The following is a 23,478-nucleotide window of genomic DNA, read 5'->3' as shown; positions in this document are numbered from 1 at the left end:
GGCCGCTCCAGGAGGTAACGCGTGACCACGCACACCGAAGCCGAGATCGCGTCCCAGCCCGACTGCTGGCGTCGCGCCGTCGGCATGGTCCCGGCCGACGCGCTGCCTCAGCGAGATGAGCGCGTGGCCGTGGTCGGTTGCGGCACCTCCTGGTTCATCGCGCAGGCCTACGCGGCGCTGCGGGAGGGGGCGGGACACGGGGAGACCGACGCGTTCGCCGCGTCCGAGGCCCCGCTGCCCGGCCGTTCCTACGACCGGGTGCTCGCGCTGACCCGGTCGGGCACCACCACCGAGGTGCTGGAGCTGCTGGAGGAGATCGGCACGAAGGCTCCGGGCACCAGGATCACCGCGATCACCGCGGACCCGGACACCCCGGTCGTGGGGCTCGCCCACCAGGTCGTGGTGCTCGACTTCGCCGACGAGAGATCGGTCGTGCAGACCCGGTTCGCCACCGCCCAGCTCGCCCTGCTCCGCGCCCACCTCGACGAGGACCTGACCGACGCGATCGCCGACGCCGAGCGCGCTCTCTCCGCTCCGCTCCCCGACGAGCTGATCACCGCCGAGCAGTTCACGTTCCTGGGCCGCGACTGGGCCTACGGCCTGGCCCTGGAGGCCGGGCTGAAGATGCGCGAGGCCTGCCGGGCCTGGACCGAGGCCTACCCGGCGATGGAGTACCGGCACGGCCCGATCAGCATCGCCGGACCGGGAAGGATCACCTGGATGCTCGGCGAGGCCCCCGAGGGACTGCGCGGCGAGGTCGAGGCCACCGGCGGATCGTTCCTGGAGAGCGCCCTCGACCCCATGGCCGAGCTCATCAAGATCCAGCGGGTGGCCGTGGCACGGGCGCACGTCCGGGGGCTCAACCCGGACGAGCCGCTCCACCTCACCAGATCCGTCATCCTCTCCCCCTGAGATCCCCGCGGCCGGAGCCCCGAGTCTCCACACAGGGGAAATTCGATGACGGCCGGCACCCGAGAACCGGAGAGGATGGTTCCATGAGCATCACACTCACCGACGCCCGCATCGTGACCCCCCAAGGTGTCCACGGAGGCTGGCTCACCATCGAAGACGGCCGGATCACCCACATCGGCCAGGGAGCCGCCCCCGGGCCGGGCCACGGTCTCGGCGGCCGGTATGTCGTGCCGGGCTTCGTCGACATCCACAGTCACGGCGGAGCCGGTGGCTCCTTCCCGACGGGTGATCCGGAGCAGGCGAGCCGGATCGCCGCCCTGCACGGCCTGCACGGCACCACCACGCTCATGGCCAGCCTGGTCACCGCGACCCTGGACGACCTCGCCGGAACCACCTCCGCCCTGGCCGATCTGTGCGAGGAGGGCCTGCTGGCCGGGATCCACTTCGAGGGCCCCTACATCTCCAGGGCCCGCTGCGGCGCGCACAACCCGGCCCTGCTGCGGGAGCCGTCGGCGCAGGAGCTCACCGGACTGCTCAAGGCCGGGCGCGGCCACGTGAAGATGCTCACCATCGCCGCCGAGCTGCCCGGCGCGCTGGACACCATCCGGGAGGCGGTCGCGAACAACGTGATCGCCGCTCTCGGGCACAGCGACGCCACCTACGAACAGACCATCGCGGGCATCGAGGCGGGCGGCAGCGTCGCGACCCACCTCTACAACGCGATGCCGCCGCTGCACCACCGCGACCCGGGACCCATCGCCGCGCTCCTCGAGGACGAGCGCGTCACGGTCGAGCTGATCAACGACGGGGTGCACGCGCACCCGGCGATGGTGCGCCTGGCCTACGACGTCGCGGGACCCGGCCGCACCGCGCTGATCACCGACGCGATGGCGGCCGCGGGGGCGGGCGACGGCGTCTACGGGCTCGGCACGATGAAGGTCAACGTCACCGACGGTGTGGCACGGCTGGCCGAGGGCGGCACCATCGCGGGCAGCACCCTGACCATGGACGTCGCGTTCCGGCGCGCCGTCCGGGAGGTCGGCCTGTCCCTGAGCGAGGCGGCCGAGATCGCCTCGCTCACCCCCGCCCGGGTGCTCGGCCTCGCCGACCGCCTGGGCTCGGTCGCGGTCGGCAAGCAGGCCGACCTCGTGGTGCTCACCGACGAGCTGGAGGTCGCCGGGGTCATGCGGCAGGGGGCCTGGATCACCGAGCCCCGGTGAGGTCACCGCTCAGGCCGTCCCGGCGAGCCGGTCACGACTGACGGCTCCGCTCACGGCCTCTCCACGGGCCGTTCACCACATCCCGGCGGGCCGATCACAACCGGCGGTGCCGCCCGCCACATCCACGGGCCGGTCACGGCCAGTTCCACCGGATGCCGATCAGGCCGGGTTCGAGCGTGTCGGCCACCAGGTGGACGGCGTGGTGGGCGTTGAGGACGAGCTCGCCCTGGTCGTGCTCGTGGGCACCGGGATCGGGGCGGGTGAAACGGCGGACGCCGACCGGAAGGGCGGCGGGCGTGAAGTTCACCCGGAGCACGTACTGGCCGGCGGGAAAGCGGAAACCCCGTTCGTACTTGGTGGTCTCCACGCCGCTCGGGTCGGCCAGCTCGTAGCGGATCACCTGGGTGTCCCCCGTCTGGAGGACCCGGTCGAACAATAGCTCCGCCACCACCAGGGCGGTCGGCCCGTCGCGGCGGACCCGGCCGACCCTGCAGTCCTCGAGCGCGCGGATCCGCACGCGTTCCACGTCGCATCCCAGGTCGCCCCAGTAGATCATGATGTAACGATCGACGGCGTCCTCGTGCGCCCGCACCACCTGGAGCGTCTCGCGCCGGACGATGCTGCGGTCCAGCCCGACCTGCACCGTCTCGTACATGGTGGCGATGTTCAGGCGCCGGTCGTCGGCCACCCCGTCCAGATCCTGCAGCAGGGCCGACAGGGTGTGGGAGGACTCCATGATCGCGGAGTACGGCAGGGTGCTCTGCGGCGGCTCTCCGGGACCGCGACCCCGGGGGCGGGGCGGGCCGAGGAGAGCCATGAGCGAGCGGGGCGGCAGGACGAGGATCTCCTCCAGCGCGCGTACGGCACGCAGCGACTCGGGCCGCTCAGGACGGCGCAGCCCCTGCTGCCAGTAGCTCAGGCTCGTCATCCCGACCCGCAGGCCGCGTTCCTCCAGATTCTGGCGGAGCCTGCTCAGAGTCAGGCCGCGTGCCTCCACCGCCGCACGGAGCGCGGCGTGGAAGGGGCCGTCTCTGAGAGCGATCCGGAGTTCTTGATCATCCAACACATGTGAATATTCACAGATTTTCCCCTATACGTCACTTTCAGGGCCTCCCGCGCAGCGCACCTCACGGCCGAGGACCGCGGTCGGGCTGGAGAGCGATCGGTCCGCCGGATGGCGCCATACCCGCAGGAAGACAACGGGCGATCAAGGAAGCTCCGGACCCACAGGAAACACCGGACGAACATGAAAGTTTCGAACCCACAGGGAAACACCGGATGCGCGGGGAAGCGCCGGATCGGCGGGGAGACAACGGACGGGTGGGGAAACGCCGAACGCCCGGTCTCCGCGGAGACCGGGCGTTCGAAAGGGATGTCAGCCGATGTGCGGGGCCACGACGACCTCGACCCGCTGGAACTCCTTGAGGTCGGAGTATCCGGCGGTGGCCATCGTGCGCTTGAGCGCGCCCATCAGGTTCATCGAGCCGTCGGCCACGGAGGAGGGGCCGTGCAGGATCTGCTCCAGCGTGCCGACCGTGTCGAACTTGACCCGCTTGCCCCGGGGAAGCTCGGGGTGCTGTGCCTCCGACCCCCAGTGGAAGCCGTGGCCGGGAGCCTCGGTGGCCCTCGCCAGCGGCGAGCCGACCATGACCGCGTCGGCGCCCACGGCGATCGCCTTGGCGATGTCACCGGAGGTGCCCATGCCGCCGTCGGCGATGACGTGGACGTACCGGCCGCCGGACTCGTCCATGTAGTCGCGGCGAGCCGCGGCCACGTCGGAGATCGCGGTGGCCATCGGCACCACCACGCCCAGCACCGTGCGGGTGGTGTGCGAGGCGCCGCCGCCGAAACCGACAAGAACGCCCGCCGCGCCGGTCCGCATCAGGTGCAGCGCCGCGGTGTAGGTGGCGCAACCTCCGACGATCACCGGAACGTCGAGTTCGTAGATGAACTGCTTGAGGTTCAGCGGCTCGGCCCTGCCGGAGACGTGCTCGGCGGAGACCGTGGTGCCGCGGATCACGAAGATGTCCACGCCCGCGTCGATGACGGCCTTGTGGTACTGGACCGTGCGCTGCGGGGACAGCCGGACGGCCGTGGCCACCCCGGCGGCGCGGATCTCCCCGATGCGCCGGCCGATCAGCTCTTCCTTGATCGGCGCGTTGTAGATCTCCTGCAACCGCCTCGTGGCGGCCTCACCCTTGAGCTCCGCCACCTCCGCCAGCAGTGACGTCGGGTCCTCGTAGCGGGTCCAGAGACCTTCGAGGTCCAGCACGGCGAGACCGCCGAGCCGCCCGACCTCGATCGCGGTCTTCGGCGAGACCACGCTGTCCATGGGGCTCACCACGACGGGCAGTTCGAACCGGTAGGCGTCGATCTGCCAGGAGATCGAGACCTCCTCCGGATCGCGGGTGCGACGGGATGGGACGATGCCGATCTCGTCGAGCGCGTAGGCACGACGGCCGTTCTTGCCGCGCCCGATCTCCACCTGAGTCATATGTATGTCTTTCCTTCATGCGTGTATGGATACTCACGCCAGGTGGGCGCGGACCGTACAGTGCCGATGTGGCTCGCCTGCTCGCTGAGCTCGGCGGATCCCCGTCCTCCGGGAACTAGCGACCGTGGTAGTTCGGAGCCTCGACCGTCATCTGGATGTCGTGCGGGTGGCTCTCCTTGAGGCCCGCCGAGGTGATCGGCATGAGCTCGCACTTGCTGTGCATCTCCGCGACCGTGCGGCATCCGGAGTACCACATGCCCTGGCGCAGGCCGCCGATGAGCTGGTGGGCCACCGCGGCGACCGGGCCGCGGTAGGGGACCTGGCCCTCGATGCCCTCGGGGATGAACTTGTCCTCGGTGCCGACGTCGGCCTGGGCGTAGCGGTCCTTGCTGAAGGAGGTGCCGCCGCGCTCGCGGTTGCGGACCGCGCCGAGCGAGCCCATCCCCCGGTAGGACTTGAACTGCTTGCCGTTGATGAAGATCAGCTCGCCCGGAGACTCCTCGCAGCCCGCGAGGAGCGACCCCAGCATGACCGTGTTGGCCCCGGCCGCGATGGCCTTGACGATGTCACCCGAGTATTGGAGGCCGCCGTCGCCGATCACCGGCACCCCGGCGGGACCGGCGGCCAGGGAGGCCTCGTGGATCGCCGTCACCTGCGGGGCGCCGACACCGGCGACCACGCGGGTGGTGCAGATGGAGCCCGGCCCGACACCGACCTTGACCGCGTCGGCCCCGGCGTCGACCAGCATCTGGGCGCCCGCGCGGGTGGAGATGTTGCCGCCGATCACCTCGACCCGGCTGTTGGCCTTGATCTTGGCGATCATGTCGGCCAAGCCCTTGGAGTGACCGTGGGCGACGTCCACGATGATCACGTCGACGCCGGCCTCGATCAGGGCGATCGCCCGCTTCTCGGCGTCGTCCCCGACGCCGATGGCCGCCCCCACGACGAGCCGGCCATCGGCGTCCTTGGTGGCGAGCGGATACTGCTCGCTCTTGGTGAAGTCCTTGACGGTGATGAGCCCGCGGAGCCGCCCGTCGGCGTCGATCAGCGGAAGCTTTTCGATCTTGTTCTGCCTGAGCAGCTCGTACGCGCCGTCCCTGGAGACGCCGACCGGCGCGGTGACCAGCGGCATCGGGGTCATGACCTCGCGCACGGAACGGCCCTGGTCGGTCTCGAAGCGCATGTCGCGGTTGGTGACGATGCCGACGAGCACGCCGCTCGCGTCGGTCACCGGGACACCGGAGATCCGGTAGGTCGCGCAGAGCCGCTCGACGTCGGCGAGGGTGTCGTCCGGCGAGCAGGTGACCGGGTTGGTGACCATCCCGGCCTCGGAGCGCTTGACGAGGTCGGCCTGCTGGGCCTGGTCCTCGATGGAGAGGTTGCGGTGCAGGATGCCGATGCCGCCCTGACGGGCCATCGCCACCGCCATCCGGGCCTCGGTCACGGTGTCCATCGCAGCGGAGACCAGCGGGATCCGGAGGGTGATCCCGCGCGACAGGCGCGTGGTGGTATCCGCCTCACCCGGCTGCAGATCCGAATAGGCGGGCACCAGGAGCACATCGTCGAACGTGAGCCCCGGTTCGGTGAACTTGGCCATCTGCAAACCTCCTACCACGGCGCTCTCATGATGGGGAAAGGCGCCGACCCCCGGATCACAGTTTAGAGTCTGCGGCCAAACCTGCGGGACACCCCCGGGAAAAGGCGAGGGACCGAGTGGTCGATGACCCGCTCGGCTCCCCCGAATTCGCGGAACACCCCCCGGGAAAAGGCGGGAGGCCGAGCGGTCGGTGACCCGCTCGGCCTCCCGAGTCACCGGCACCGGCACGAGGCGTCTGGCATGCCACCGAACCCCCCTCCGCGTCCGGATGGCGACGTGACTCGTGTCCGGTGCCGACGCTGCGTCAAGCCTGCGTCACAATCGGTTCACCCGCAATGTACAAACGTGCAATTGCACGAAGTTGCACACACTGTCGTATCAGTTAGGAGCAACGCCCGGACAGGGATGATTCACCGGGTTATCCTCGCCAGACCCGTGTCATTTCAGGAGCCCCTCGCCGATGCGTACTGACACACCCGCACCACCCGATCCGCTGGAGACCCTGGGCCTCACTCCGGCCCAGACCTCGCTCTACAACGCGGTGCTGCGCCTGCACCGCGCCACCTGCGCCGAACTCGCCGAGGCCACCAACGGCTCGCCGGAGCTGCTCGACCGCGAGCTGGCCATCCTCGTGAGGCTCGGCGTGGTCGACGAGCAGGGCGGGGAGTATCTCGCCCGGCACCCCGCCACGGCCCTCGGCCACCTGGTCGCCGAGCGACTGGACCGGCTGGCCGCGGAGAGCCGCAGGATCGACACCGTACTCGGGTCGATCCGCGGTTTCATCCACCAGTACGACGCCGGACGCGACTACCAGGCCGGTCAGTTCCCCGTGACCCTGGTCGGCGGGGCCGACGAGCTCTACGAGAGCGTGATCGGCATGGCGATCCAGACACCGCCGATGGAGTTGCTGTCGGCCATTCCCGACAAGCGGACGGTGAACGACTTCGCGCACCGCTACGCCGACCAGTGGATCGCGGCCCAGCGCACCGACCTGCTCTCCTCCCGGTTCATCATCCCGGTCCACACCCTGGGGATATCCGGCCTGCGCGACAAGCTGGACCGGTTCGAGCGGGCGGGGGCCCAGGTCCGCACCCTCGACGTGGTACCGAGCTGGTTCCTCGTCGCGGGGGCCGACGCCGCGGGCATGCCCGCCCAGTGGGGCGGCACCCTCGCGGAGAACGCCTACAACTTCCACCTGGTCAGAGCCGCCGTGGTGGTGGCAGCGCTGCGCTCCTTCTTCGAGGAGCTGTGGACCCGCGCGGCACCGCTGCCGTGGACGCACCGCGGCGACGGCGTTATACAGGTGCTGCGGCTGGCCGGCCAGGGGGTCTCCGACGAGATGATCGCCCGGCAGCTCGGGGTCTCGGTCAGGACGGTGCGCTCCCGGTTCGCCGACGCCATGGCCGAGCTGGGCGCGCAGTCGCGGTTCCAGGCGGGCGTGGAGGCCTCGCGTCGCGGCTGGCTCGTGTGACACACCCCTGGGGTCTCGCGTCACGGCGGGCCGGCACAACCCGTCGCCGAGGCCTCGCGCCGCGGCCGGCTCGTGCGACACGTGGCTCGTACGCCTCAGGGACCGGCTCTCGCAACACGTGGCTCGTACGCTTCTGAGGCCACGGGGCATCCGGCCCGCGGGCCACTTCGATCGCGCGACCTGGAGCTCTCCGGATCCCGGCCCGCACGGGCCGCTTCAATCGTGCGACCCGGAGCCCGACCGCGAGCACCCGGCTCGTATAGTTCAGAACCTGTCTGTCACATCCAGACCATAAGGTGGGATCGTGCTCGACGATGTCCCTCGCGACCCGTTCGCGGATGACCCCGACGACCCGGCGGCGGCGCTGGGTGAGCCTGACGATCCCGAGCCGCTGACCTCGGACGAGCGCGACGAGGCCATGACCGACCTCGCCGACGTGGAGGTCTTCCGATCCCTGCTGGAGCCCCAGGGCGTGCTCGGCCTGGTCCTCGACTGTCCCGAGTGCGGCGAGCAGCACTACTTCAACTGGGAGCTGCTGCGCGGCAACCTGCGCCAGATGATCGAGAACGGCCAGCCGCAGGTGCACGAACCCGCCTACCAGCCCAATCCCACCGACTACGTGAGCTGGGAATACGCCCGCGGTTACGTGGACGGTGTGATCGACACCGAAGAACGCCGCTGATCGGTGGGCGGTGTGATCGACGCCGAAGGCCCTTGCTGATCGACATCGTCGATCAGCGCCGACAGCAGGCCGACCATGGCGTCGAGGCTCGCGACGGGCTTCCTGAGGGAGAGCGCCTCCAGGACGGCGTCGGTCTCGGCCACTGCCGGGTCCTCGTCCGGCCCGTATTTCCGAGCCGGACGTCGCGGATGAACCGTTGTCATGATCGTGCTCGCTCCGGGTCCTCGCCAGTCCCGCCCTGCGCTCCAGGTTCTCGCTTCTGACCACCGCTCGACTGCTCCATGGTCAAGCTATCGACTCCAGCTCCGCCATCGCCCGTAGCCGGGCCAGCGCCCGGTGCTGGGCAACGCGGACCGCACCTGGTGACATACCCAGTACATTACCGGTCTCCTCGGCCGAAAGACCTGACACCACTCGGAGCATGAGCAGCTCGCGCTGGTTGTCGGGGAGCCTGGACAGCAGCCGGCGCGCGTGCTCGGCCTCGATGTAGCGCACCACCGTCTCCTCCGGCCCGGGCCCCTCGTCGGGCCCGTCAGGGAGATCCTGGGTGGGTACGGCGGATCGTACGGAACTACGCAACGCGTCGGCCACCTTGTGAGACGCGATGCCGAAGACGAAGGACGCGAAAGGGCGCCCCATGTCCCGGTAGCGGGGCAGTGCGGACAGCACTGCGATACACACTTCTTGGGCCACATCGTCCGCGATGTGATACTGGCCAGAAACCCGGCCAAGACGACCACGGCAATAACGGACAACCATTGGCCTCAGCTGCGCGATCAGAGATTCGATCGCTGTGCGATCTCCCTGAACGGCGAGCCTCGTCAGATCTTTGAGATCATCCCTATGGGCGGTCCCTTCAGATCTCGTCGCAAGCCTTACCCCATTTTTGGCGTCGGCGACGCATCCCTCGGTCACGTTAGGCATGATGCCCGCCCAGGTATGACCTGTCGTCATCGCAAACGGCTACGGATTGGTCACATTGAAGCGGCGATAACGGGGAGTAATCGAGTGATGACAGCAACGACTCGAATTTGTACCAATATTTCATTGGATTACCAAATAAGCCGACTATTTGTTAGAACGACGTTTGGTCTTCCGCGCATCATGCCATGACGCTCCGCAGGGCCTTTTGGTTTACCGCAAAACGCGAACGGCTCGCACCCCTCGGGGGGACGCGAGCCGTACGGAGCGACGAAGATCAGTGACCGTGGCCGTGACCATGGCCGTTGGCACCGGCGTCCGGAGCCTCTTCCTCGGGCTTGTCCACCACGAGAACCTCGGTCGTCAGCAGCATGCCGGCGATGGAGGCGGCGTTCTGGACGGCCGAGCGGGTGACCTTGACCGGGTCGATGACGCCCTGAGCGATCAGGTCGCCGTACTCGCCGGTGGCCGCGTTGAAGCCCTGACCGGTGGACAGTTCGGCCACCTTGGTCGTCACGACGTAACCCTCGAGGCCGGCGTTCTCAGCGATCCAGCGAGCCGGCTCGATGAGCGCCTTGCGGACGATGGAGACACCGGTCGCCTCGTCACCCGTCAGGCCCAGGTCGTCCAGGATCTTGGAGACGTGGATGAGCGCGGAGCCACCGCCGGAGACGATGCCCTCCTCGATCGCCGCACGGGTCGCGGAGATGGCGTCCTCGAGACGGTGCTTCTTCTCCTTGAGCTCCACCTCGGTGGCCGCGCCGACCTTGAGCACGCAGACGCCGCCGGAGAGCTTGGCGAGGCGCTCCTGGAGCTTCTCGCGGTCCCAGTCGGAGTCGGACTGCTCGATGGCGAGCTTGATCTCCTTGACGCGGTCGGCGATCGCCTGCGCGTCACCGGCGCCGTCCACGACGGTGGTGGAGTCCTTGGTGATCACGACGCGGCGGGCGGTGCCGAGCACCTCGAGACCGACGTACTCCAGCTTCAGGCCGATCTCCTCGCTGACGACCTGGCCACCGGTGAGGACGGCGATGTCCTGCAGCATGGCCTTGCGGCGGTCACCGAAGCCCGGAGCCTTGACGGCGACGGAGGTGAAGGTGCCACGAATCTTGTTCGTGACCAGGACGGCGAGGGCCTCACCCTCGACGTCCTCGGCGATGACGAGCAGCGCCTTCTTGGACTGAGCGATCTTCTCCAGCAGCGGCAGGAACTCCGAGACAGAGCCGATCTTGCTCTGGGTGATCAGGATGTAGGGGTCCTCCAGGACCGCTTCCATGCGCTCCTGGTCGGTCACCATGTAGGGCGACAGGTAGCCCTTGTCGAACTGGAGACCTTCGGTGAACTCCAGCTCCAGGCCCATGCTGTTGGACTCTTCGACGGTGATGACACCGTCCTTGCCCACCTTGTCGAACGCCTCGGCGATCAGCTCGCCGATCTTGACGTCCTGCGCGGAGATCGTCGCGACGTGCGCGATCTCCTTCTTGTCCTCGACCGGGCGGGCGGACTCGATCAGCTTGTCGCTGACAGCCTTGGCCGCGAGGTCGATGCCACGCTTGAGCGAGAGCGGCTGGGCGCCGGCGGCGACGTTGCGCAGACCCTCGCGGACCATCGCCTGGGCCAGAACGGTCGCGGTGGTGGTGCCGTCACCCGCGACGTCGTTGGTCTTGGTGGCGACTTCCTTGGCCAGCTGGGCGCCGAGGTTCTCGTACGGCTTCTCCAGCTCGACCTCACGAGCGATGGTGACACCGTCGTTGGTGATGGTCGGCGCACCGAACTTCTTGTCGATGACGACGTTACGGCCACGCGGGCCGAGGGTCACCTTCACGGCGTCCGCAAGGGCGTTCACACCACGCTCAAGAGCGCGGCGTGCGTCCTCCTCGAACGACAGGGTCTTCGGCATAACAATCCCCTCTATAAGTACGTCGGCGCATCAAAGCCCCGGGCGCTCACGCGACCCGGGGCTCGATACGTCACCTTTATGAAGCTGGAACTACTTCTCGATGACGGCGAGCACGTCGCGGGCGGAGAGCACCAGGTACTCCTCGCCGCTGTACTTCACCTCGGTGCCGCCGTACTTGCTGTAGAGGACCACGTCACCCACTTCGACATCGAGCGGAATCCGCTTCTCGCCCTTGTCGTCCCAGTTGCCGGGACCGGCCGCGAGGACTTTGCCCTCTTGCGGCTTCTCCTTGGCGGTGTCTGGGATAACCAGACCGGAAGCGGTGGTCTGCTCTGCCTCAAGCGGCTGGACCACAATGCGGTCGCCGAGCGGCTTAACGGGAACCTTGGTGGCGGTCGTCACGTCGGACCTCCCCTTCAGATTTGAATGATCTAGAAGAGGCGACCAGCGGTCTGCCGTCGCGGGTGTCAGACCTGCCTCGTCGCATGTATCTGGCACTCTCACCGGGAGAGTGCCAATACGGAACAGTATGCAAGGAGGGCTTGACAGTCAACACGGGATGGCCCTTCTGCGCTTCACGCGAACGTCAAGCTATGCGCAACCCCTCTCAAAACTACCGCTCCCACCTGGCAGCACCTGCCCAGGTAGGCGATGAACCATCAAGGAACATCGAGGAACGCCGGGGAACATCAGGGAACACCGAGGAACATCGAGGGATATACCGGGCAACGCCGGAGGACGTCGAGGGGCGCCGAGGTACGCCGGGGAGCCCGGCGGGACCGGCGCGCGTGTTCCGCCGGGGTGCCGGAGCGAGGCGGAGGCCGCGTCCCCGCCAGGCGGTAACGTCAGACGACGTGGACCTTGACGCATTCCGGGAGCTGCGGACACCCCGCGGCCAGGAGGCCCTGACGGCCGCGGCCGAGACCGTCGGCGACGACCCGGTGGCGGCGGTGACCCGGCTCAGGAAGACCTACGACGCCGGCCTGACCTCCGCGGCGCTCACCCAGGCCGGGCTCAGACGGAGGGCGAGGGAGAAGTTCGGCGCCGACGCCGATCTCATGTACTTCACGCAGGCCGGCCTGGAACAGGCCACCCGCCGTGAGGTCGCCGACCACAGGACGCGTCGCGTCGCCCCCGGCTCCCGGGTCGCCGACGTCTGCTGCGGCATCGGCGGCGACCTCCTCGCGCTGGCCAGGGCCGGATGCACCGTCGAGGCCGTGGACGCCGACCCGCTCACCGCGGCGATCGCCCAGGCCAACGCCGAGGCCCTGGGATTCGGCGATCGGGTCTCCGTCCGTACGGCGGACGCCGGAACGATCGACCCGGCGGCGTTCGACGTCCTGTTCGCCGATCCCGCCCGCCGTACCGCCCGGGGCAGGACCTTCGACCCCATGGGCTACTCGCCCCCCTGGCCCGACGTGCTGGAGATGGTGGCGAAGGCGAGGTCGGCCTGCCTCAAGGTCGCCCCCGGGATCCCCTACGAGTTCATCCCCGCCGGAGCGGAGGCCGAGTGGGTCTCCTACAAGGGCGACGTCAAGGAGGCCGTGATCTGGTGCGGCGCCCTGGCGGGCGAGACCGATCGCAGGGCCACGATCCTGCCGTCGGGCGACACGATGACGCCCGACCCCGACCTGGGCCAGGCCGGACACGGTCCCGTCGGCCGTTACATCTACGAGCCGGACGGCGCGGCGATCCGGGCCCATCTGGTCGCGGAGATCGCCGCGACGGTCGAGGGTCACCTGCTCGATCCGCACATCGCCTACATCACCGGGGACGTCGCGGTACGGACACCGTGGGCGTCCCGGTACGAGGTCCACGAGACGCTGCCGTTCTCGCTCAAGCGGCTGCGGGCCGCGCTCCGCGAGCGCGGAGTCGGCAACGCGACGATCAAGAAACGCGGCTCGGCGGTCGATGTCGACAAATTGCGGAAAGACCTACGACTTTCCGGAGACAAATCAGCGGTTGTCATTCTTACCCGAATCATCGACAGGCCGTTCGCCTTCATATGCGATCCTTGCTGACCAGCCGAAACGGCAAACTCGGACAATTCATTGACAATTACGATCTTTCAAATTCGACCTCGTTGAACCTTGATCAGAAGGCTAGAATTGCCGGGCGAGAGTTCACTCCCTCGCGTGCGGTTTGACCGCGTTCAACAGCGAAATGAACCAATCCCACCGCGCGGCTGACCGTCGGCGAGTGAAGGAGCTTTCGGTGGATCACTCCGACCACACCCTGCTCCAGGCAGGCAGTCAGACTGCTATCTCCGACCGGATGCGCGAGCTCCTCGCCCGTGCGGCACAGGATCACGTCTACGAGCAGCGGACCCAGGGCGCGGTGCTGGACGAGATCCGTCAGCGCCTCGAAGGCATGGAGTGGTTGCTGCGAGAGGTCAGGGAGCGCGAGCTCGGCGGGCTGAGCGGCACGCTGGAGTCCGTCCACGGCCGCCTGGACGACATCTCCGTCCGCCCTCCGGCCTGGGCGGAGGGCTTGGCCCAGCACGTCGAGGCGGTCCGCGACCACGTGGACACCGTGGGCGAACGCGTCGGCGCCCTGGGCCAGCGGGTCGACACCGTCCGCGACCGGGTCACCCCTCTCGGCGAGCTGCCGAGCCTCTGGGCCGACCTCGGCACCGTCGGCGAGAGCGTGGACGAGGCGCTCACCCGCCTCCAGACCGTCATGGACGGCACCCAGGGCGTCGACGGCCGGCTGAAGGAACTGGTCGAGCATTTCGGCCGGCTCCACTCCCAGATGGAGGTCGCGGCCCACCGGTTCACCCGCCTGGACAGGTCGCTGGCCGATCTCGTCCAGCGCATCGGGCGCCTGGAGGCCGGGATGCTCGACCTGCCCGCGAGCGTGCGGGAGGCCGTCGACGGCGCGACCGACCGCCTGCTCGCCGCCGTCGAACGGACGAACGGCAAGATCGACCTGCTCGTGCCCCGGATCGACGACCGGGCCGACGGCGTCGAGAGCCGCATCGACCGGCTGGACGGCCGTCAGATCATCGTCGACGGCCGCTTCGACACGATCGACGAGCGCCTCGACGACATCGAGGGCCGCGTCACCAGCCGGATCGAAGTGATCGACTCCCGCCTGTGCGCACTGGACGGCCGCGCGGAGAAGACCGCCGAGCGCCTGGAGTCCGTGGACGAGCGCGTCGACAGGCTGCCCGTCACCCTCAACATCGGCGACGTGCACAAGAACGTCGGCGCGCTCATTGACGTCCAGACCGACGGTCAGGGCAGGCGCTTCGACTCCCTGGAGCAGCACGTCGCCCAGACCGAGGCCGCCCTCGTCCCGCTGGCCGACATGCTCCGCGCCCAGCCCGACCGCGCACAGCTGGCCGAGGCCCTCGGGGCGATCGTGGAGCCCGTCCGCACCGACCTCACCCGCCGTCTCGGCGCTCTTGAGGAGACCATGCTGGCCCTCGCCGAAGCACTTCTCCGTCCCGCCCGCGCCGACAAGGACTGACCACCGGCGCGCGTCCCCCCTGCGGTCACGCGATGCGCCCGCAGCAAGCTCCGACGGTCATGCGATGTACCCGTATCAAGCTCCGGCGGTCACGAAGTGCGCCCGCAGCAAACTTCGGTGATCACGAAGCGTGCCCGCAGCACACTCCTGCTGTCACGTGGCGTTCCCCATGTCGGCTTCGATCGTCAGGGGATGTGCCCGCGTCGAACTACAGCTGTCACGCGGTGTTCCCCGCGCCGGTTCCGGCCGTCAGGAGATGTGCCGCGCCTTGAGATTCCCTCCGGCCGGGCGTGCGGCCGCAGCCGCCATCGCCTCGGGGCACAGGTTGTCCCGGACCAAGGCGAGCAGGGACGACAGCACGCCGGCCTGCTCGGGCGTCAGTCCCTGGGTCATCCGCCGGTTGGCCTCGGCCAGCACCCTGCGGAGCTCCGGCCGCAAAGCGTCCCCCGCGGGTGTGGTGTCCACGACACTGATACGCCGGTTGGTCGGACAGGGGCTGCGGCTGACGAACCCACTGCGCTCAAGACGCTGCAGGCTCTTGGTCATCGTCGACACGTCAATGCCGACGATCTTCGCCAGGGCGTTCTGTGACTGCGGACCGTTGTCCCAGAGGGCTGCCATCACACGTTCCTGGCCCGGATAGAGGTCTACCTCCGCGAGAAGACCGGCGAGCAGCACTCGATGTCCACGCGCCGCCTGAGCCATCAGACAGCTCAGGTCGTTCTCATCGCCCTCGCGCGTCTCGATCTCGTCGACACCCTCAGTGAGCAGCGGCTCAGCCATGTCAGGTTCCTCCTGGTTCCCCTTGAGCTTACCGCTTGCAAGTTGGTCGACCAAGTTGTATAAATGCTCATTGGCCAGCCAAGTTGGTCGGCCATGAAAGGAATGGTCATGTCCTTCTCACCGTTCACGCTCGGCGGACTCCAGCTGCCCAATCGCCTCGTGATGGCCCCCATGACGCGCTCCCGGGCCTATGTCGACGGGATTCCCTCCTCTCTGACCGCCCTCTACTACGCCCAGCGGGCCTCCGCCGGCTTGATCATCAGCGAGGGAATCCAGCCGAGCCAGGCGGGTAAGGGCTACATGAACACTCCGGGCCTGCACACCGACGAGCAGGTGACCGGCTGGCGAGAGGTCACGGACGCCGTCCACGCGGCGGGCGGCCGGATCTTCGCCCAGCTCATGCACGCCGGCCGGATCGGCCACCCCGACAACACCGGCGGACTGCCGGTCGGGCCGTCCGCCGTACAGCCCGCGACGCAGATGTTCACGCCGAACGGCATGCAGGACATCCCGGTCCCCGTGGAGCTGTCCGCCTCCGAGATCGAGGAGGCCGTTCAGGACTTCGCCGCCGCCGCCGTCCGCGCCATCGAGGCGGGCTTCGACGGGGTCGAGCTACACGGCGCGAACGGCTATCTCATCCACCAGTTCCTGTCGCAGAACGCCAACCTGCGCGAGGACGGCTTCGGCGGGTCCGTGGACGGCAGGATCCGGTTCGCCGTGGAGACCGCCAAGGCGGTCGTGAACGCGATCGGCGCATCCCGGGTCGGCATCAGGATCTCCCCCGGAAACGGTGCCGGCGACCTGGTCGAGGACGACATGCACGAGGTCTACCCGGCACTGGTCACCGCGCTCTCCGAGCTCGACCTGGCCTACCTGCACCTCGTGGTGAGTCCCTCGGAGGAGCTCAACGGGCGGATCCGCGCGCTCTGGCCGAACACGCTCATCGCCAACGACTCGTCGTTCGCCGATCCCGCCGAGGCCAGCGCCCACTGGCTGAGCCGGGGCGCCGACCTGGTCTCGCTGGGCAAGTCGTTCCTGGCCAACCCCGACCTGCCGATCCGCCTGCGCCTGGGCGCGGCGCTCAACGAGGCCGACTTCACCACGGCCTTCGGCGGCGACCACCGCGGTTACACCGACTACCCGACGCTCACCCTCCACTCCGTGTAAGAGCGGGGAGCGCACGTGGAAGGCGATCATGACTCGACGACGCCGAGATCACCCGTGAACGGTGGTCACGCCTCGGCGGCGCCAGGGTCATACGTGAACGATGGCCACGCCTCGGTGACCCCGGGATCACCTGCGGAGCGACCCCGGGATCACCCGTGGGCGGTGGTCACGTCTTGGCGACCCCGGGATCACACGTGGACGGTGGTGATCGGCAGGGAGGAGTCCGCCGGGATGTCCAGCCGGGACGGCGCGGTGCCGGCGGCCACGAGGTCGGAGCCCAGCGCGGCCACCATGGCCCCGTTGTCCGTGCACAGTCCCGGGCTGGGGACGCGGAGCCGTACGCCGGCCGCGTCACAGCGTTCTTGGGCGAGGGCCCGCAGGCGGGAGTTGGCCGCCACGCCGCCGCCGATCAGCAGGTCCTGGACGTCGTACTTCGCGCACGCCTGGAGTGCCTTGCGGGTCAGCACGTCGACGACCGCCTCCTGGAACGACGCCGCCACGTCGGGCACGTGGATCGACTCGCCGGACCGCTCCCGGGCCTCGACCCACCGTGCCACGGCGGTCTTCAGACCGGAGAACGAGAAGTCGAGCGTCCCGTCGTCGCGTTTGCCGCGGGGGAAGGCGATGGCCGTGCCGGAACCCTCGCGGGCCGCCCGGTCGATGTAGGGGCCGCCGGGGAACGGCAGGCCGAGCACGCGGGCCACCTTGTCGAACGCCTCGCCCGCGGCGTCGTCCACCGTGGATCCCAGCGAGACGACGTCCTTGGCCACGTCGGGCACCAGCAGCAGGGACGAGTGCCCACCCGAGACCAGCAGGGCGATGCACGGCTTGGGCAGGGCGCCGTGTTCGAGCTGGTCGACGGCCACGTGGGCGGCCAGGTGGTTGACGCCGTACAGCGGCACACCCAGGCCCAGCGAGTACGCCTTGGCGGCGGCGACGCCGACGAGCAGTGCGCCGGACAGACCGGGTCCCGCGGTCACCGCGATCGCGTCGATGTCGGTGAAACGCAGGCCCGCGCGCTCCAGTGCCCGCTCGACGGTGGGGGTCATCGCCTCAAGGTGCGCCCTGGAGGCGACCTCGGGCACCACCCCGCCGAAGCGGGCGTGCTGCTCGACGCTGGAGGCGATCGTGTTGGCCAGCAGGGTGTGCCCCTGGACGATGCCCACCCCTGTCTCGTCACAGGAGGTCTCGATGCCCAGGACCAGAGGTTCGTCACGCATTGAGGTCCTTCTTCATCATGATCGCGTCGGTGCCGTCCTCGTAGTAGCCGCGGCGCACGCCGATCCGCTCGAATCCGAAACCGCCGTACACCGCCTGCGCGCCCGGGTTGTCGGCGCGCACCTCCAGGAAGATCGACTGTGCGCCCCGCCGTACGGCCTCGGCCAGCAACTCGGTCAGCATGGCGCTGCCGATCCCGGTCCGCTGCTTCTCGGCCAGGACGGCGATGGTCTGCACGTCCGCCTGGTCCCCCGCGGCGAAGAGCCCGGCGTAGCCGACGATCTCGTCGTCCACCAGGGCCACCACGTAGTGGCGCGTCCTGGGCTGGTCGCCCAGCTCGCCGCGGAGCATGCCCTCGCTCCACGCGTCCGCGGGAAAGGTCTCCCGCTCGATCTTCATGACCGAGGGCAGGTCGTCCACGGTCATCTGGCGCAGCACCGCGGTCACGAAGAGACCTTCTTGGGCGCCGAGGGCACCCGGGCGTCGGGGCGGCGCAGGTAGATCGGGAGGGGCAGGCTCAGCACGGGATGCGTGCCGCTCTCGACCACCTCCCGGACATCCCGCTCGCCGAGCTGCTCGGCGGCCAGCGCCGCCAGAGCTCCCGCGAAGGGATAGTCGGGCGCGTCCAGCAGGCGGGAGGCGCCGACCGTCTCGGCGTACATTCGTCCACCGGCGCCGACCAGCGGGATCTCCCCGGGAAGCTCCTGGGGCCTGTCCACCGCGGGTCCGGACAATCGGGTCCGGAGGTCCTGGTAGTGGCCCCAGAACACCTCCTTGCGCCGGGCGTCGGTGGCCACCAGGAACGGCTCGGTCAGCCCGCTGCCGTAGGCGACGGCGTCAAGCGTGCACACGCCGTACGCCGGGACGCCCAGGGACGTCGCGAGGGCCTGAGCGGTCATCAGGCCGACCCTCAGCCCGGTGTAGGGACCGGGCCCGGAGCCGGCGACGAGGACGGTGACGTCGCGGAGCGAGGCTCCGGCCTCCCGCAGGACCGTCTCGATCGTGGGCACGAGCAACTCGCCGTGGCGACGCGCGTCAATCGTCGTCGACTCGGCGAGAACCCTCTCGCCGTCGTGCAGCGCTGCGGTGACGGCGGGGGTCGCGGTATCAAAAGCCAGGACCAGCACGAACAGTTAGCCTAGCTCGTTCTGCGACGGGCATGGATCCGTCCTGCCCCACAAGGGCCGGGACGGCCCCGGTGGGAGAGGCCGGGGACGCGTCCCACCGGATGCGACAACGCTCCGACCGGCTGAAACCGGCGGGACCGGAGCACACCGTTGTGAGACAAGGAAACGCCGGAGCAGGCCGTTGTGAGACGCGGGAAGCGTCAGAACGCACCGTTTTAAGGCACGGGAAGCGCCAAACATGCCGTTGTGAGACGCGGGAAGCATCAGAACAGGCCGTTGTGAGATGCGGGAAGCGTCAGAACGCACCGTTGTGAGGCGCGGGAAGCGCCGGAACGAGCCGTCTCAGGTCTTGACGAGAGTGGCGTAGACGATGAGGTTGTCGCGATATTCGTGCTTGTCCCAGTCGAAGTTGCCCCCGCAGGTGATCAGCCGGAGGCCGTCCTCAAGGTAGACCTTGTCGGCGGGGAACTCGTTCTTGCTCACCCGCTCGATGGAGTCCACCCGATACTGGGCGACCTTGCCGTCACTCCGTACGATCTTGATGGCCTGTCCCTCCCGCATGTCCTTGAGCTTGTAGAAGACCGCCGGGGCGGTCTTGGTGTCCACATGCCCGAGGATCACTGCGGGACCCTGGTCGCCGGGGACCGCGCTGTCCTTGACCCAGCCCGCGGTCTGCGGCTTCTCGTACGGCGGAAGCTCGACCGCGCCGTCCTTCACGCCCAGCTTCATCAGGGGCGCCTTGATACCCAGCGACGGGATGTCGATGCGGCTGGGCACGACCGCGGCGCGGGCCGGCGGCTTCTCCTCCTCGCCGCCGACCCTGTTGAACGCGACAAGCACGGCACCGGTGATGACTCCGGCCAGGATGATCCGTGACCAGCGAGTTGGTTCGGCCATCGAGATCTACGAACGGCGGCGACGCACGACCGCGAAGCCGATGCCGCCCGCGAGCGCCGCACCGAGCAGGAGGCCGGTCATGCCGAGCGGCATGCTCGAGTCCTCGGGGCCGCCGGCCGCGGTGCCGCCGCCGCCCGTCTCCGGCGCCCTGGTGCTGATGACGGTCCTGGTGGTGCTGGGCTTGGGGGTGGCACTCGGCGTGGTGGACGCCACGATCCTGAGGTTGGCCTTGCCGGTGTCGTTGGTCCCGTCGCACCTGGCGTTGATCTCATAGACGCCCACCGCGGTGCCCGCCGCGACCGTGGCCTGGCCGCGGACCCACGGTCGGGCCGTGGGCGTGGCGGTGGCCGAGGGGTCGGGGGTGGGCGTCGTCAGGATCGGATCGAGGGTGACCGGGACACGGAAGATCTTGGAGGAGGCGGTGCCCCGATGCTCGGGTCCCCCCTGAGGGATGGGGCAGTTCGCCAGCACCCACACCTTGTCTCCGGCCTTGGCGCGGGCCGGTTGCAGTTGAACCTCGATGTCCTGTCGGCTGATCGCCGGATCCGGCGAGGTAGCCGTCCCCGTGGGGCTCCCCGAGTTTGCCTCGGCCGTGCATCCGACCATCCCGAAAAAGGCGATGGCCCCTAGAACCGCGACATGCTTGACCTCTGGCACCGTCGAACTCCACTTCGCACTCCGGCCGACGACCCTCGCCCGGCACGATTTCCCACCTCTTCCCCATTAAACATGGGCAAACCCGCCATAGTCGATCTTCGACCCGGATGATCTATATCAAGATGGGAAGTAGTGCCAGGGTGCCAGGATTCCCCTGCCTACGGGGGCGAATCAGACGACGCCCTCCCAGCGCGCGCCTATCCCGCGAAGCCGTACGGTCCGGGCCTCGCCGGCCTCGTCCGACTCGCCGCGGTCGATGAAGATCTCCAGCCGGTCGTCGGCGAGCCCCTCCACCAACCCCTCGCCCCATTCCACGACCGTCACCGAGTCCTCCAGTGAGGCGTCCAGGTCCAGGTCGTCGACCTCCAGGTCGCCGCCGAGCCGGTAGGCGTCCGCGTGCACCAGCGCCGGGCCGTCCGACAGTGAGGGGTGCACCCGGGCGATGACAAAGGTCGGCGAGGTGATCGGGCCGCGCACCTTGAGCCCGTCGGCGATGCCCTGAACCAGGGTCGTCTTGCCGGCGCCGAGCGGCCCCGACAGGATCGCCAGGTCCCCCGGGCGCAGGAGGCCGGCGAGCTCGGCTCCCATCTCCCGCATCTCCTCCGCGGTCGCCACGACTCTCACTTCTCTGTCACTCCCGTCGATCCGATCCGTCTGTGTCATCAGTGCCGTCCGTGCCGTCCGTGCCGTCTGCGTCGTTCGCGCCGTCCGCGCCGTTCGTGTCGTCCGCGTCGTCCGTGTCGTCCGTTTCGTTCGCGGCCGCCCGCTTGAGCAGGTCACGCAGCGCGTCGTTGACGACGGTCGGCCGCTCCAGCTGGACCAGGTGCGAGCTGTTGGGCACCTCGGTGAACTGGGCCCGGGGCAGCGCCGCCGCCATCGCCTTGCTGTGGTCGACGGGCGTCAGCCAGTCCTTGTCACCGACCATGATGGAGGTCGGCACGTCGTTCAGGACACTCAGCGCGCTCAGTTTGTCGTGCGACATCAGCGCCGGATAGAACTCGGCGATCACCTCGAACGGGGTCGAACGGATCATCGACTCCGCGAAGTCCACCACCGTGGGGCTGACGCTCTTGGAGTCTCCGAAGCCCAGGTGACGCAGGGCCAGGAAGGCCACGTCGTTTCCCACCTGACGGCTCCTGTCCACCAGCGTGCCGCCCCTGCTCAGTATCGACACCGTGCCGGGCGTGACCTTGTGCACGGCCTTGGACAGCATCGCGGGCAGGCCCAGGGAGATCTCGGCCAGCTTGCCGGAGGAGGTGGAGATCAGCGCGACCCCCTTGATCTTGTCGCGGAACAGCTCGGGGTGCCGATCGGCCAGCGCCATGATCGTCATGCCGCCCATGGAGTGCCCGACCAGCACGCACGGACCGGGAACCAGCGCCTCGATCACCTCGGCGAGGTCGTCGCCGAGCCGGTCGATCGTGCAGTTTCCGTCCATGGTGCGCGGCGAACGCCCGTGGGAGCGCTGGTCCCACAGGACCAGGCGGTAGGAGTCACACAGGTCGCGCCGCTGGTAGTGCCAGGAGTCGAGATTGAGCGTGTAACCGTGGCAGAACACCACGGTCAGCGGGGCGTCCTCCTGGCCGTCCACCTCCGCGTAGAGCTTCACGCCGTCGGAGGTGGCGACCGTGACGGGGCGCCCGCGCAACTCGCCCAGCGGCTCGCTTGACTCCAGATCGGGACGGAGCCTGATGCGGCCGACGGCATACCGCTTGGCGAAGGCCACGGCGGCCACGCCGGCGGACGCGACACCGACGACCGCGCCCGCGATGCCGACCTTGCGCCGTGTGATGACACTCATGCGACCCCCTGAAACGCCTCTCACCGGTAAACGCGTGGAACCCGCGAACCGATCCTGGTCACGATCTCATGCGTGATCGTGCCAAGGGAATCCGCCCACTCCTGTGCGGTCGGCTCGCCCTGCGAACCGTCACCGAACAGGACCACCTCGTCACCTTCCGCCAACGGGTCGTCTCCCACGTCGATCATGAACTGGTCCATGCAGACCCGCCCGGCGATCCGCCGCCGCCGGCCCCCCGCCAGCACCTCCGCCCGGTTGGTGGCGTGCCTCAGGATCCCGTCCGCATACCCGAGGGGGACCAGCCCAAGCGTGGTTTCCCGATCTGTGACATACAGGTGCCCATAGGACACACCGGAATCCGCGGGCACCCGCTTGACCAGGGCTATCCGTGCCACCAGGGTCATCGCGGGACGCAGCCCGAAATCTCCGAGCTCGGGCACGGGGCTCAGGCCGAAGGTCGCGATGCCCGGCCGCACCATGTCGTAGCGCGCCTGCGGCAGCGTCAGGATCGCCGCCGAGTTGGCGATGTGCCTGATGATGTGGGAGCCCCTGACGCCCGTCTTGTCGGCGACGGCCAGGGCCTCGTCGAAGGCGGCGAGCTGGAGCGCTATGGAGGGGTCTCCCGGCATGTCGGCGCAGGCGAAGTGCGACCAGAGCCCGACGATCTCGATCGTGCCCTCGGCCTGCCTGCTCAGCGCCCGCTCCAGCAGCGCGGGCCATTCCGCGAGCGCCGCGCCGCCGCGCGACATGCCGGTGTCGACCTTCAGATGCACCCTGGCGGCCCTGCCCGCGCGGCCCGCGGCCCCGGCGATCGCGTCCACCAGCCCGGGAGAGGCCGCGGACAGCTCGATGTCCTGCTGGACCGCCTCGTCCAGCGGCTCGTTCGGCGGGATGATCCACGACAGGATGGGCGCGGTGATCCCCGCGGCCCTCAGCTCCAGGGCCTCACGGACGTAGGCGGTGCCCAGGCGGTCGGCCCCGCCCGCGAGACAGGCCCGCGCGCCGGGGATCAGCCCGTGCCCGTAGGCGTCGGCCTTGACCGCGACCATGGTCTCGGCGCCCGGAGCGTGACTCCTGAGCAGCGCGAGATTGTCCCTGATCGCTGAGAGGTTCACCCGCGCTTCGGCAGGAGTCATCGGAGAGCTCATCTTTCCAGTCTG

Annotated in this window: 23 protein-coding genes; 7 read left to right on the top strand and 16 right to left on the bottom strand. The window is 69.0% G+C overall.

Annotated features, from left to right (window positions below):
• Window positions 1-21 precede the first annotated feature (21 nt).
• Both CHC08_RS22380 and nagA read left to right on the top strand, forming a co-directional pair.
• Complete coding sequence (locus CHC08_RS22380; RefSeq protein ID WP_218825422.1) at window positions 22-912, top strand: SIS domain-containing protein; 891 nt, start codon at window positions 22-24, stop codon at window positions 910-912.
• Window positions 913-995: 83 nt separating this feature from the next.
• On the top strand, window positions 996-2,132 hold the full coding sequence (gene nagA / locus CHC08_RS22375; RefSeq protein ID WP_089209303.1) for an N-acetylglucosamine-6-phosphate deacetylase: 1,137 nt from the start codon (window positions 996-998) through the stop codon (window positions 2,130-2,132).
• 133 nt (window positions 2,133-2,265) lie between these two features.
• Here the strand turns inward: nagA and CHC08_RS22370 are convergent, their stop codons facing one another.
• The 3 genes from CHC08_RS22370 to guaB form a co-directional block, all read right to left on the bottom strand.
• Window positions 2,266-3,195, bottom strand: a complete 930-nt coding sequence (locus CHC08_RS22370) for a hypothetical protein (RefSeq protein WP_218825421.1) — start codon at window positions 3,193-3,195, stop codon at window positions 2,266-2,268.
• Between the two features lie 312 nt (window positions 3,196-3,507).
• On the bottom strand, window positions 3,508-4,626 hold the full coding sequence (locus CHC08_RS22365) for a GuaB3 family IMP dehydrogenase-related protein (RefSeq protein ID WP_179282157.1): 1,119 nt from the start codon (window positions 4,624-4,626) through the stop codon (window positions 3,508-3,510).
• A 115-nt stretch (window positions 4,627-4,741) separates the two neighbouring features.
• Entirely contained in the window at window positions 4,742-6,223 is a 1,482-nt protein-coding gene (guaB, locus tag CHC08_RS22360; protein WP_089209301.1) for an IMP dehydrogenase, read from the bottom strand.
• Window positions 6,224-6,683: 460 nt separating this feature from the next.
• Here guaB and CHC08_RS22355 point away from each other — a divergent pair, with 460 nt between their 5' ends.
• Both CHC08_RS22355 and CHC08_RS22350 read left to right on the top strand, forming a co-directional pair.
• Complete coding sequence (locus tag CHC08_RS22355; protein ID WP_089209300.1) at window positions 6,684-7,694, top strand: helix-turn-helix transcriptional regulator; 1,011 nt, start codon at window positions 6,684-6,686, stop codon at window positions 7,692-7,694.
• Between the two features lie 304 nt (window positions 7,695-7,998).
• On the top strand, window positions 7,999-8,376 hold the full coding sequence (locus tag CHC08_RS22350; protein WP_089209299.1) for a DUF5319 family protein: 378 nt from the start codon (window positions 7,999-8,001) through the stop codon (window positions 8,374-8,376).
• Here the strand turns inward: CHC08_RS22350 and CHC08_RS22345 are convergent.
• From CHC08_RS22345 to groES, 4 genes are all read right to left on the bottom strand, one after another.
• Window positions 8,337-8,519: a hypothetical protein gene (locus CHC08_RS22345; protein WP_089209298.1), complete on the bottom strand. Its 183-nt coding sequence runs from the start codon at window positions 8,517-8,519 to the stop codon at window positions 8,337-8,339. The two genes, CHC08_RS22350 and CHC08_RS22345, sit on opposite strands and share 40 nt — an antisense overlap.
• A 142-nt stretch (window positions 8,520-8,661) precedes the next feature.
• On the bottom strand, window positions 8,662-9,300 hold the full coding sequence (locus CHC08_RS22340; protein ID WP_089209297.1) for a sigma-70 family RNA polymerase sigma factor: 639 nt from the start codon (window positions 9,298-9,300) through the stop codon (window positions 8,662-8,664).
• A 274-nt stretch (window positions 9,301-9,574) separates the two neighbouring features.
• Window positions 9,575-11,197 (bottom strand): chaperonin GroEL, encoded by a 1,623-nt coding sequence (gene groL, locus CHC08_RS22335; RefSeq protein WP_089209296.1) that lies wholly within the window; start codon window positions 11,195-11,197, stop codon window positions 9,575-9,577.
• A 90-nt stretch (window positions 11,198-11,287) separates the two neighbouring features.
• The gene (groES, locus tag CHC08_RS22330; RefSeq protein WP_089209295.1) at window positions 11,288-11,599 is read right to left on the bottom strand and encodes a co-chaperone GroES; all 312 of its coding nucleotides are present in this window, start codon (window positions 11,597-11,599) and stop codon (window positions 11,288-11,290) included.
• Window positions 11,600-12,051: 452 nt separating this feature from the next.
• Here groES and CHC08_RS22325 point away from each other — a divergent pair, with 452 nt between their 5' ends.
• Window positions 12,052-13,218 carry a class I SAM-dependent methyltransferase gene (locus tag CHC08_RS22325; protein ID WP_089209294.1) on the top strand — a complete coding sequence of 389 codons (1,167 nt, stop codon included), beginning with the start codon at window positions 12,052-12,054 and terminating at the stop codon, window positions 13,216-13,218.
• A gap of 193 nt (window positions 13,219-13,411) precedes the next feature.
• Entirely contained in the window at window positions 13,412-14,668 is a 1,257-nt protein-coding gene (locus CHC08_RS22320; protein ID WP_143653308.1) for a hypothetical protein, read from the top strand.
• Between the two features lie 249 nt (window positions 14,669-14,917).
• Here the strand turns inward: CHC08_RS22320 and CHC08_RS22315 are convergent, their stop codons facing one another.
• A complete protein-coding gene (locus tag CHC08_RS22315) occupies window positions 14,918-15,451 on the bottom strand; it encodes a MarR family winged helix-turn-helix transcriptional regulator (RefSeq protein WP_089209292.1) in 534 nt (177 codons plus the stop codon).
• A 102-nt stretch (window positions 15,452-15,553) separates the two neighbouring features.
• On the opposite strand from CHC08_RS22315, the gene CHC08_RS22310 reads away from it, so the two are divergent.
• Window positions 15,554-16,618, top strand: coding sequence for an alkene reductase (locus CHC08_RS22310; RefSeq protein WP_089209291.1), 1,065 nt, complete (start codon window positions 15,554-15,556; stop codon window positions 16,616-16,618).
• A 188-nt stretch (window positions 16,619-16,806) separates the two neighbouring features.
• Here CHC08_RS22310 and tsaD read toward each other — a convergent pair whose 3' ends face one another.
• The 8 genes from tsaD to alr form a co-directional block, all read right to left on the bottom strand.
• The gene (tsaD, locus tag CHC08_RS22305) at window positions 16,807-17,838 is read right to left on the bottom strand and encodes a tRNA (adenosine(37)-N6)-threonylcarbamoyltransferase complex transferase subunit TsaD (protein WP_089209290.1); all 1,032 of its coding nucleotides are present in this window, start codon (window positions 17,836-17,838) and stop codon (window positions 16,807-16,809) included.
• On the bottom strand, window positions 17,831-18,262 hold the full coding sequence (gene rimI / locus CHC08_RS22300; protein ID WP_089209376.1) for a ribosomal protein S18-alanine N-acetyltransferase: 432 nt from the start codon (window positions 18,260-18,262) through the stop codon (window positions 17,831-17,833). The genes tsaD and rimI overlap by 8 nt, the downstream gene beginning before the upstream one ends.
• Before the next feature lie 17 nt (window positions 18,263-18,279).
• Window positions 18,280-18,963, bottom strand: a complete 684-nt coding sequence (gene tsaB / locus CHC08_RS22295; RefSeq protein ID WP_089209289.1) for a tRNA (adenosine(37)-N6)-threonylcarbamoyltransferase complex dimerization subunit type 1 TsaB — start codon at window positions 18,961-18,963, stop codon at window positions 18,280-18,282.
• Between the two features lie 342 nt (window positions 18,964-19,305).
• Entirely contained in the window at window positions 19,306-19,860 is a 555-nt protein-coding gene (locus CHC08_RS22290) for a class F sortase (RefSeq protein ID WP_089209288.1), read from the bottom strand.
• A gap of 6 nt (window positions 19,861-19,866) precedes the next feature.
• Entirely contained in the window at window positions 19,867-20,517 is a 651-nt protein-coding gene (locus CHC08_RS22285; RefSeq protein WP_089209287.1) for a hypothetical protein, read from the bottom strand.
• Window positions 20,518-20,688: 171 nt separating this feature from the next.
• Window positions 20,689-21,180, bottom strand: a complete 492-nt coding sequence (tsaE, locus tag CHC08_RS22280; protein ID WP_089209286.1) for a tRNA (adenosine(37)-N6)-threonylcarbamoyltransferase complex ATPase subunit type 1 TsaE — start codon at window positions 21,178-21,180, stop codon at window positions 20,689-20,691.
• The gene (locus tag CHC08_RS22275) at window positions 21,149-22,318 is read right to left on the bottom strand and encodes an alpha/beta fold hydrolase (protein WP_089209285.1); all 1,170 of its coding nucleotides are present in this window, start codon (window positions 22,316-22,318) and stop codon (window positions 21,149-21,151) included. Before CHC08_RS22275 ends, tsaE begins: the two co-directional genes overlap by 32 nt.
• Before the next feature lie 20 nt (window positions 22,319-22,338).
• Window positions 22,339-23,466, bottom strand: a complete 1,128-nt coding sequence (gene alr / locus CHC08_RS22270; protein ID WP_420823581.1) for an alanine racemase — start codon at window positions 23,464-23,466, stop codon at window positions 22,339-22,341.
• Between the last annotated feature and the right edge of the window lie 12 nt (window positions 23,467-23,478).

The organism is Streptosporangium subroseum (genome assembly GCF_900188345.1).
In the GTDB taxonomy this organism is placed as follows: domain Bacteria; phylum Actinomycetota; class Actinomycetes; order Streptosporangiales; family Streptosporangiaceae; genus Streptosporangium; species Streptosporangium subroseum.
Note: the sequence above shows the minus strand (reverse complement) of the source record. Positions and strands in the feature narration are given on the sequence as shown.

Excerpts from the sequence above, each read along its gene's own strand:
- nagA (WP_089209303.1), top strand. The coding sequence starts at position 996 with ATGAGCATCACACTCACCGACGCCCGCATCGTGACCCCCCAAGGTGTC.
- CHC08_RS22365 (WP_179282157.1), bottom strand. The coding sequence starts at position 4,626 with ATGACTCAGGTGGAGATCGGGCGCGGCAAGAACGGCCGTCGTGCCTAC.
- guaB (WP_089209301.1), bottom strand. The coding sequence starts at position 6,223 with ATGGCCAAGTTCACCGAACCGGGGCTCACGTTCGACGATGTGCTCCTG.
- CHC08_RS22355 (WP_089209300.1), top strand. The coding sequence starts at position 6,684 with ATGCGTACTGACACACCCGCACCACCCGATCCGCTGGAGACCCTGGGC.
- CHC08_RS22340 (WP_089209297.1), bottom strand. The coding sequence starts at position 9,300 with ATGCCTAACGTGACCGAGGGATGCGTCGCCGACGCCAAAAATGGGGTA.
- groL (WP_089209296.1), bottom strand. The coding sequence starts at position 11,197 with ATGCCGAAGACCCTGTCGTTCGAGGAGGACGCACGCCGCGCTCTTGAG.
- CHC08_RS22315 (WP_089209292.1), bottom strand. The coding sequence starts at position 15,451 with ATGGCTGAGCCGCTGCTCACTGAGGGTGTCGACGAGATCGAGACGCGC.
- CHC08_RS22310 (WP_089209291.1), top strand. The coding sequence starts at position 15,554 with ATGGTCATGTCCTTCTCACCGTTCACGCTCGGCGGACTCCAGCTGCCC.
- tsaD (WP_089209290.1), bottom strand. The coding sequence starts at position 17,838 with ATGCGTGACGAACCTCTGGTCCTGGGCATCGAGACCTCCTGTGACGAG.
- rimI (WP_089209376.1), bottom strand. The coding sequence starts at position 18,262 with ATGACCGTGGACGACCTGCCCTCGGTCATGAAGATCGAGCGGGAGACC.
- CHC08_RS22290 (WP_089209288.1), bottom strand. The coding sequence starts at position 19,860 with ATGGCCGAACCAACTCGCTGGTCACGGATCATCCTGGCCGGAGTCATC.
- tsaE (WP_089209286.1), bottom strand. The coding sequence starts at position 21,180 with ATGACACAGACGGATCGGATCGACGGGAGTGACAGAGAAGTGAGAGTC.
- CHC08_RS22275 (WP_089209285.1), bottom strand. The coding sequence starts at position 22,318 with ATGAGTGTCATCACACGGCGCAAGGTCGGCATCGCGGGCGCGGTCGTC.
- alr (WP_420823581.1), bottom strand. The coding sequence starts at position 23,466 with ATGAGCTCTCCGATGACTCCTGCCGAAGCGCGGGTGAACCTCTCAGCG.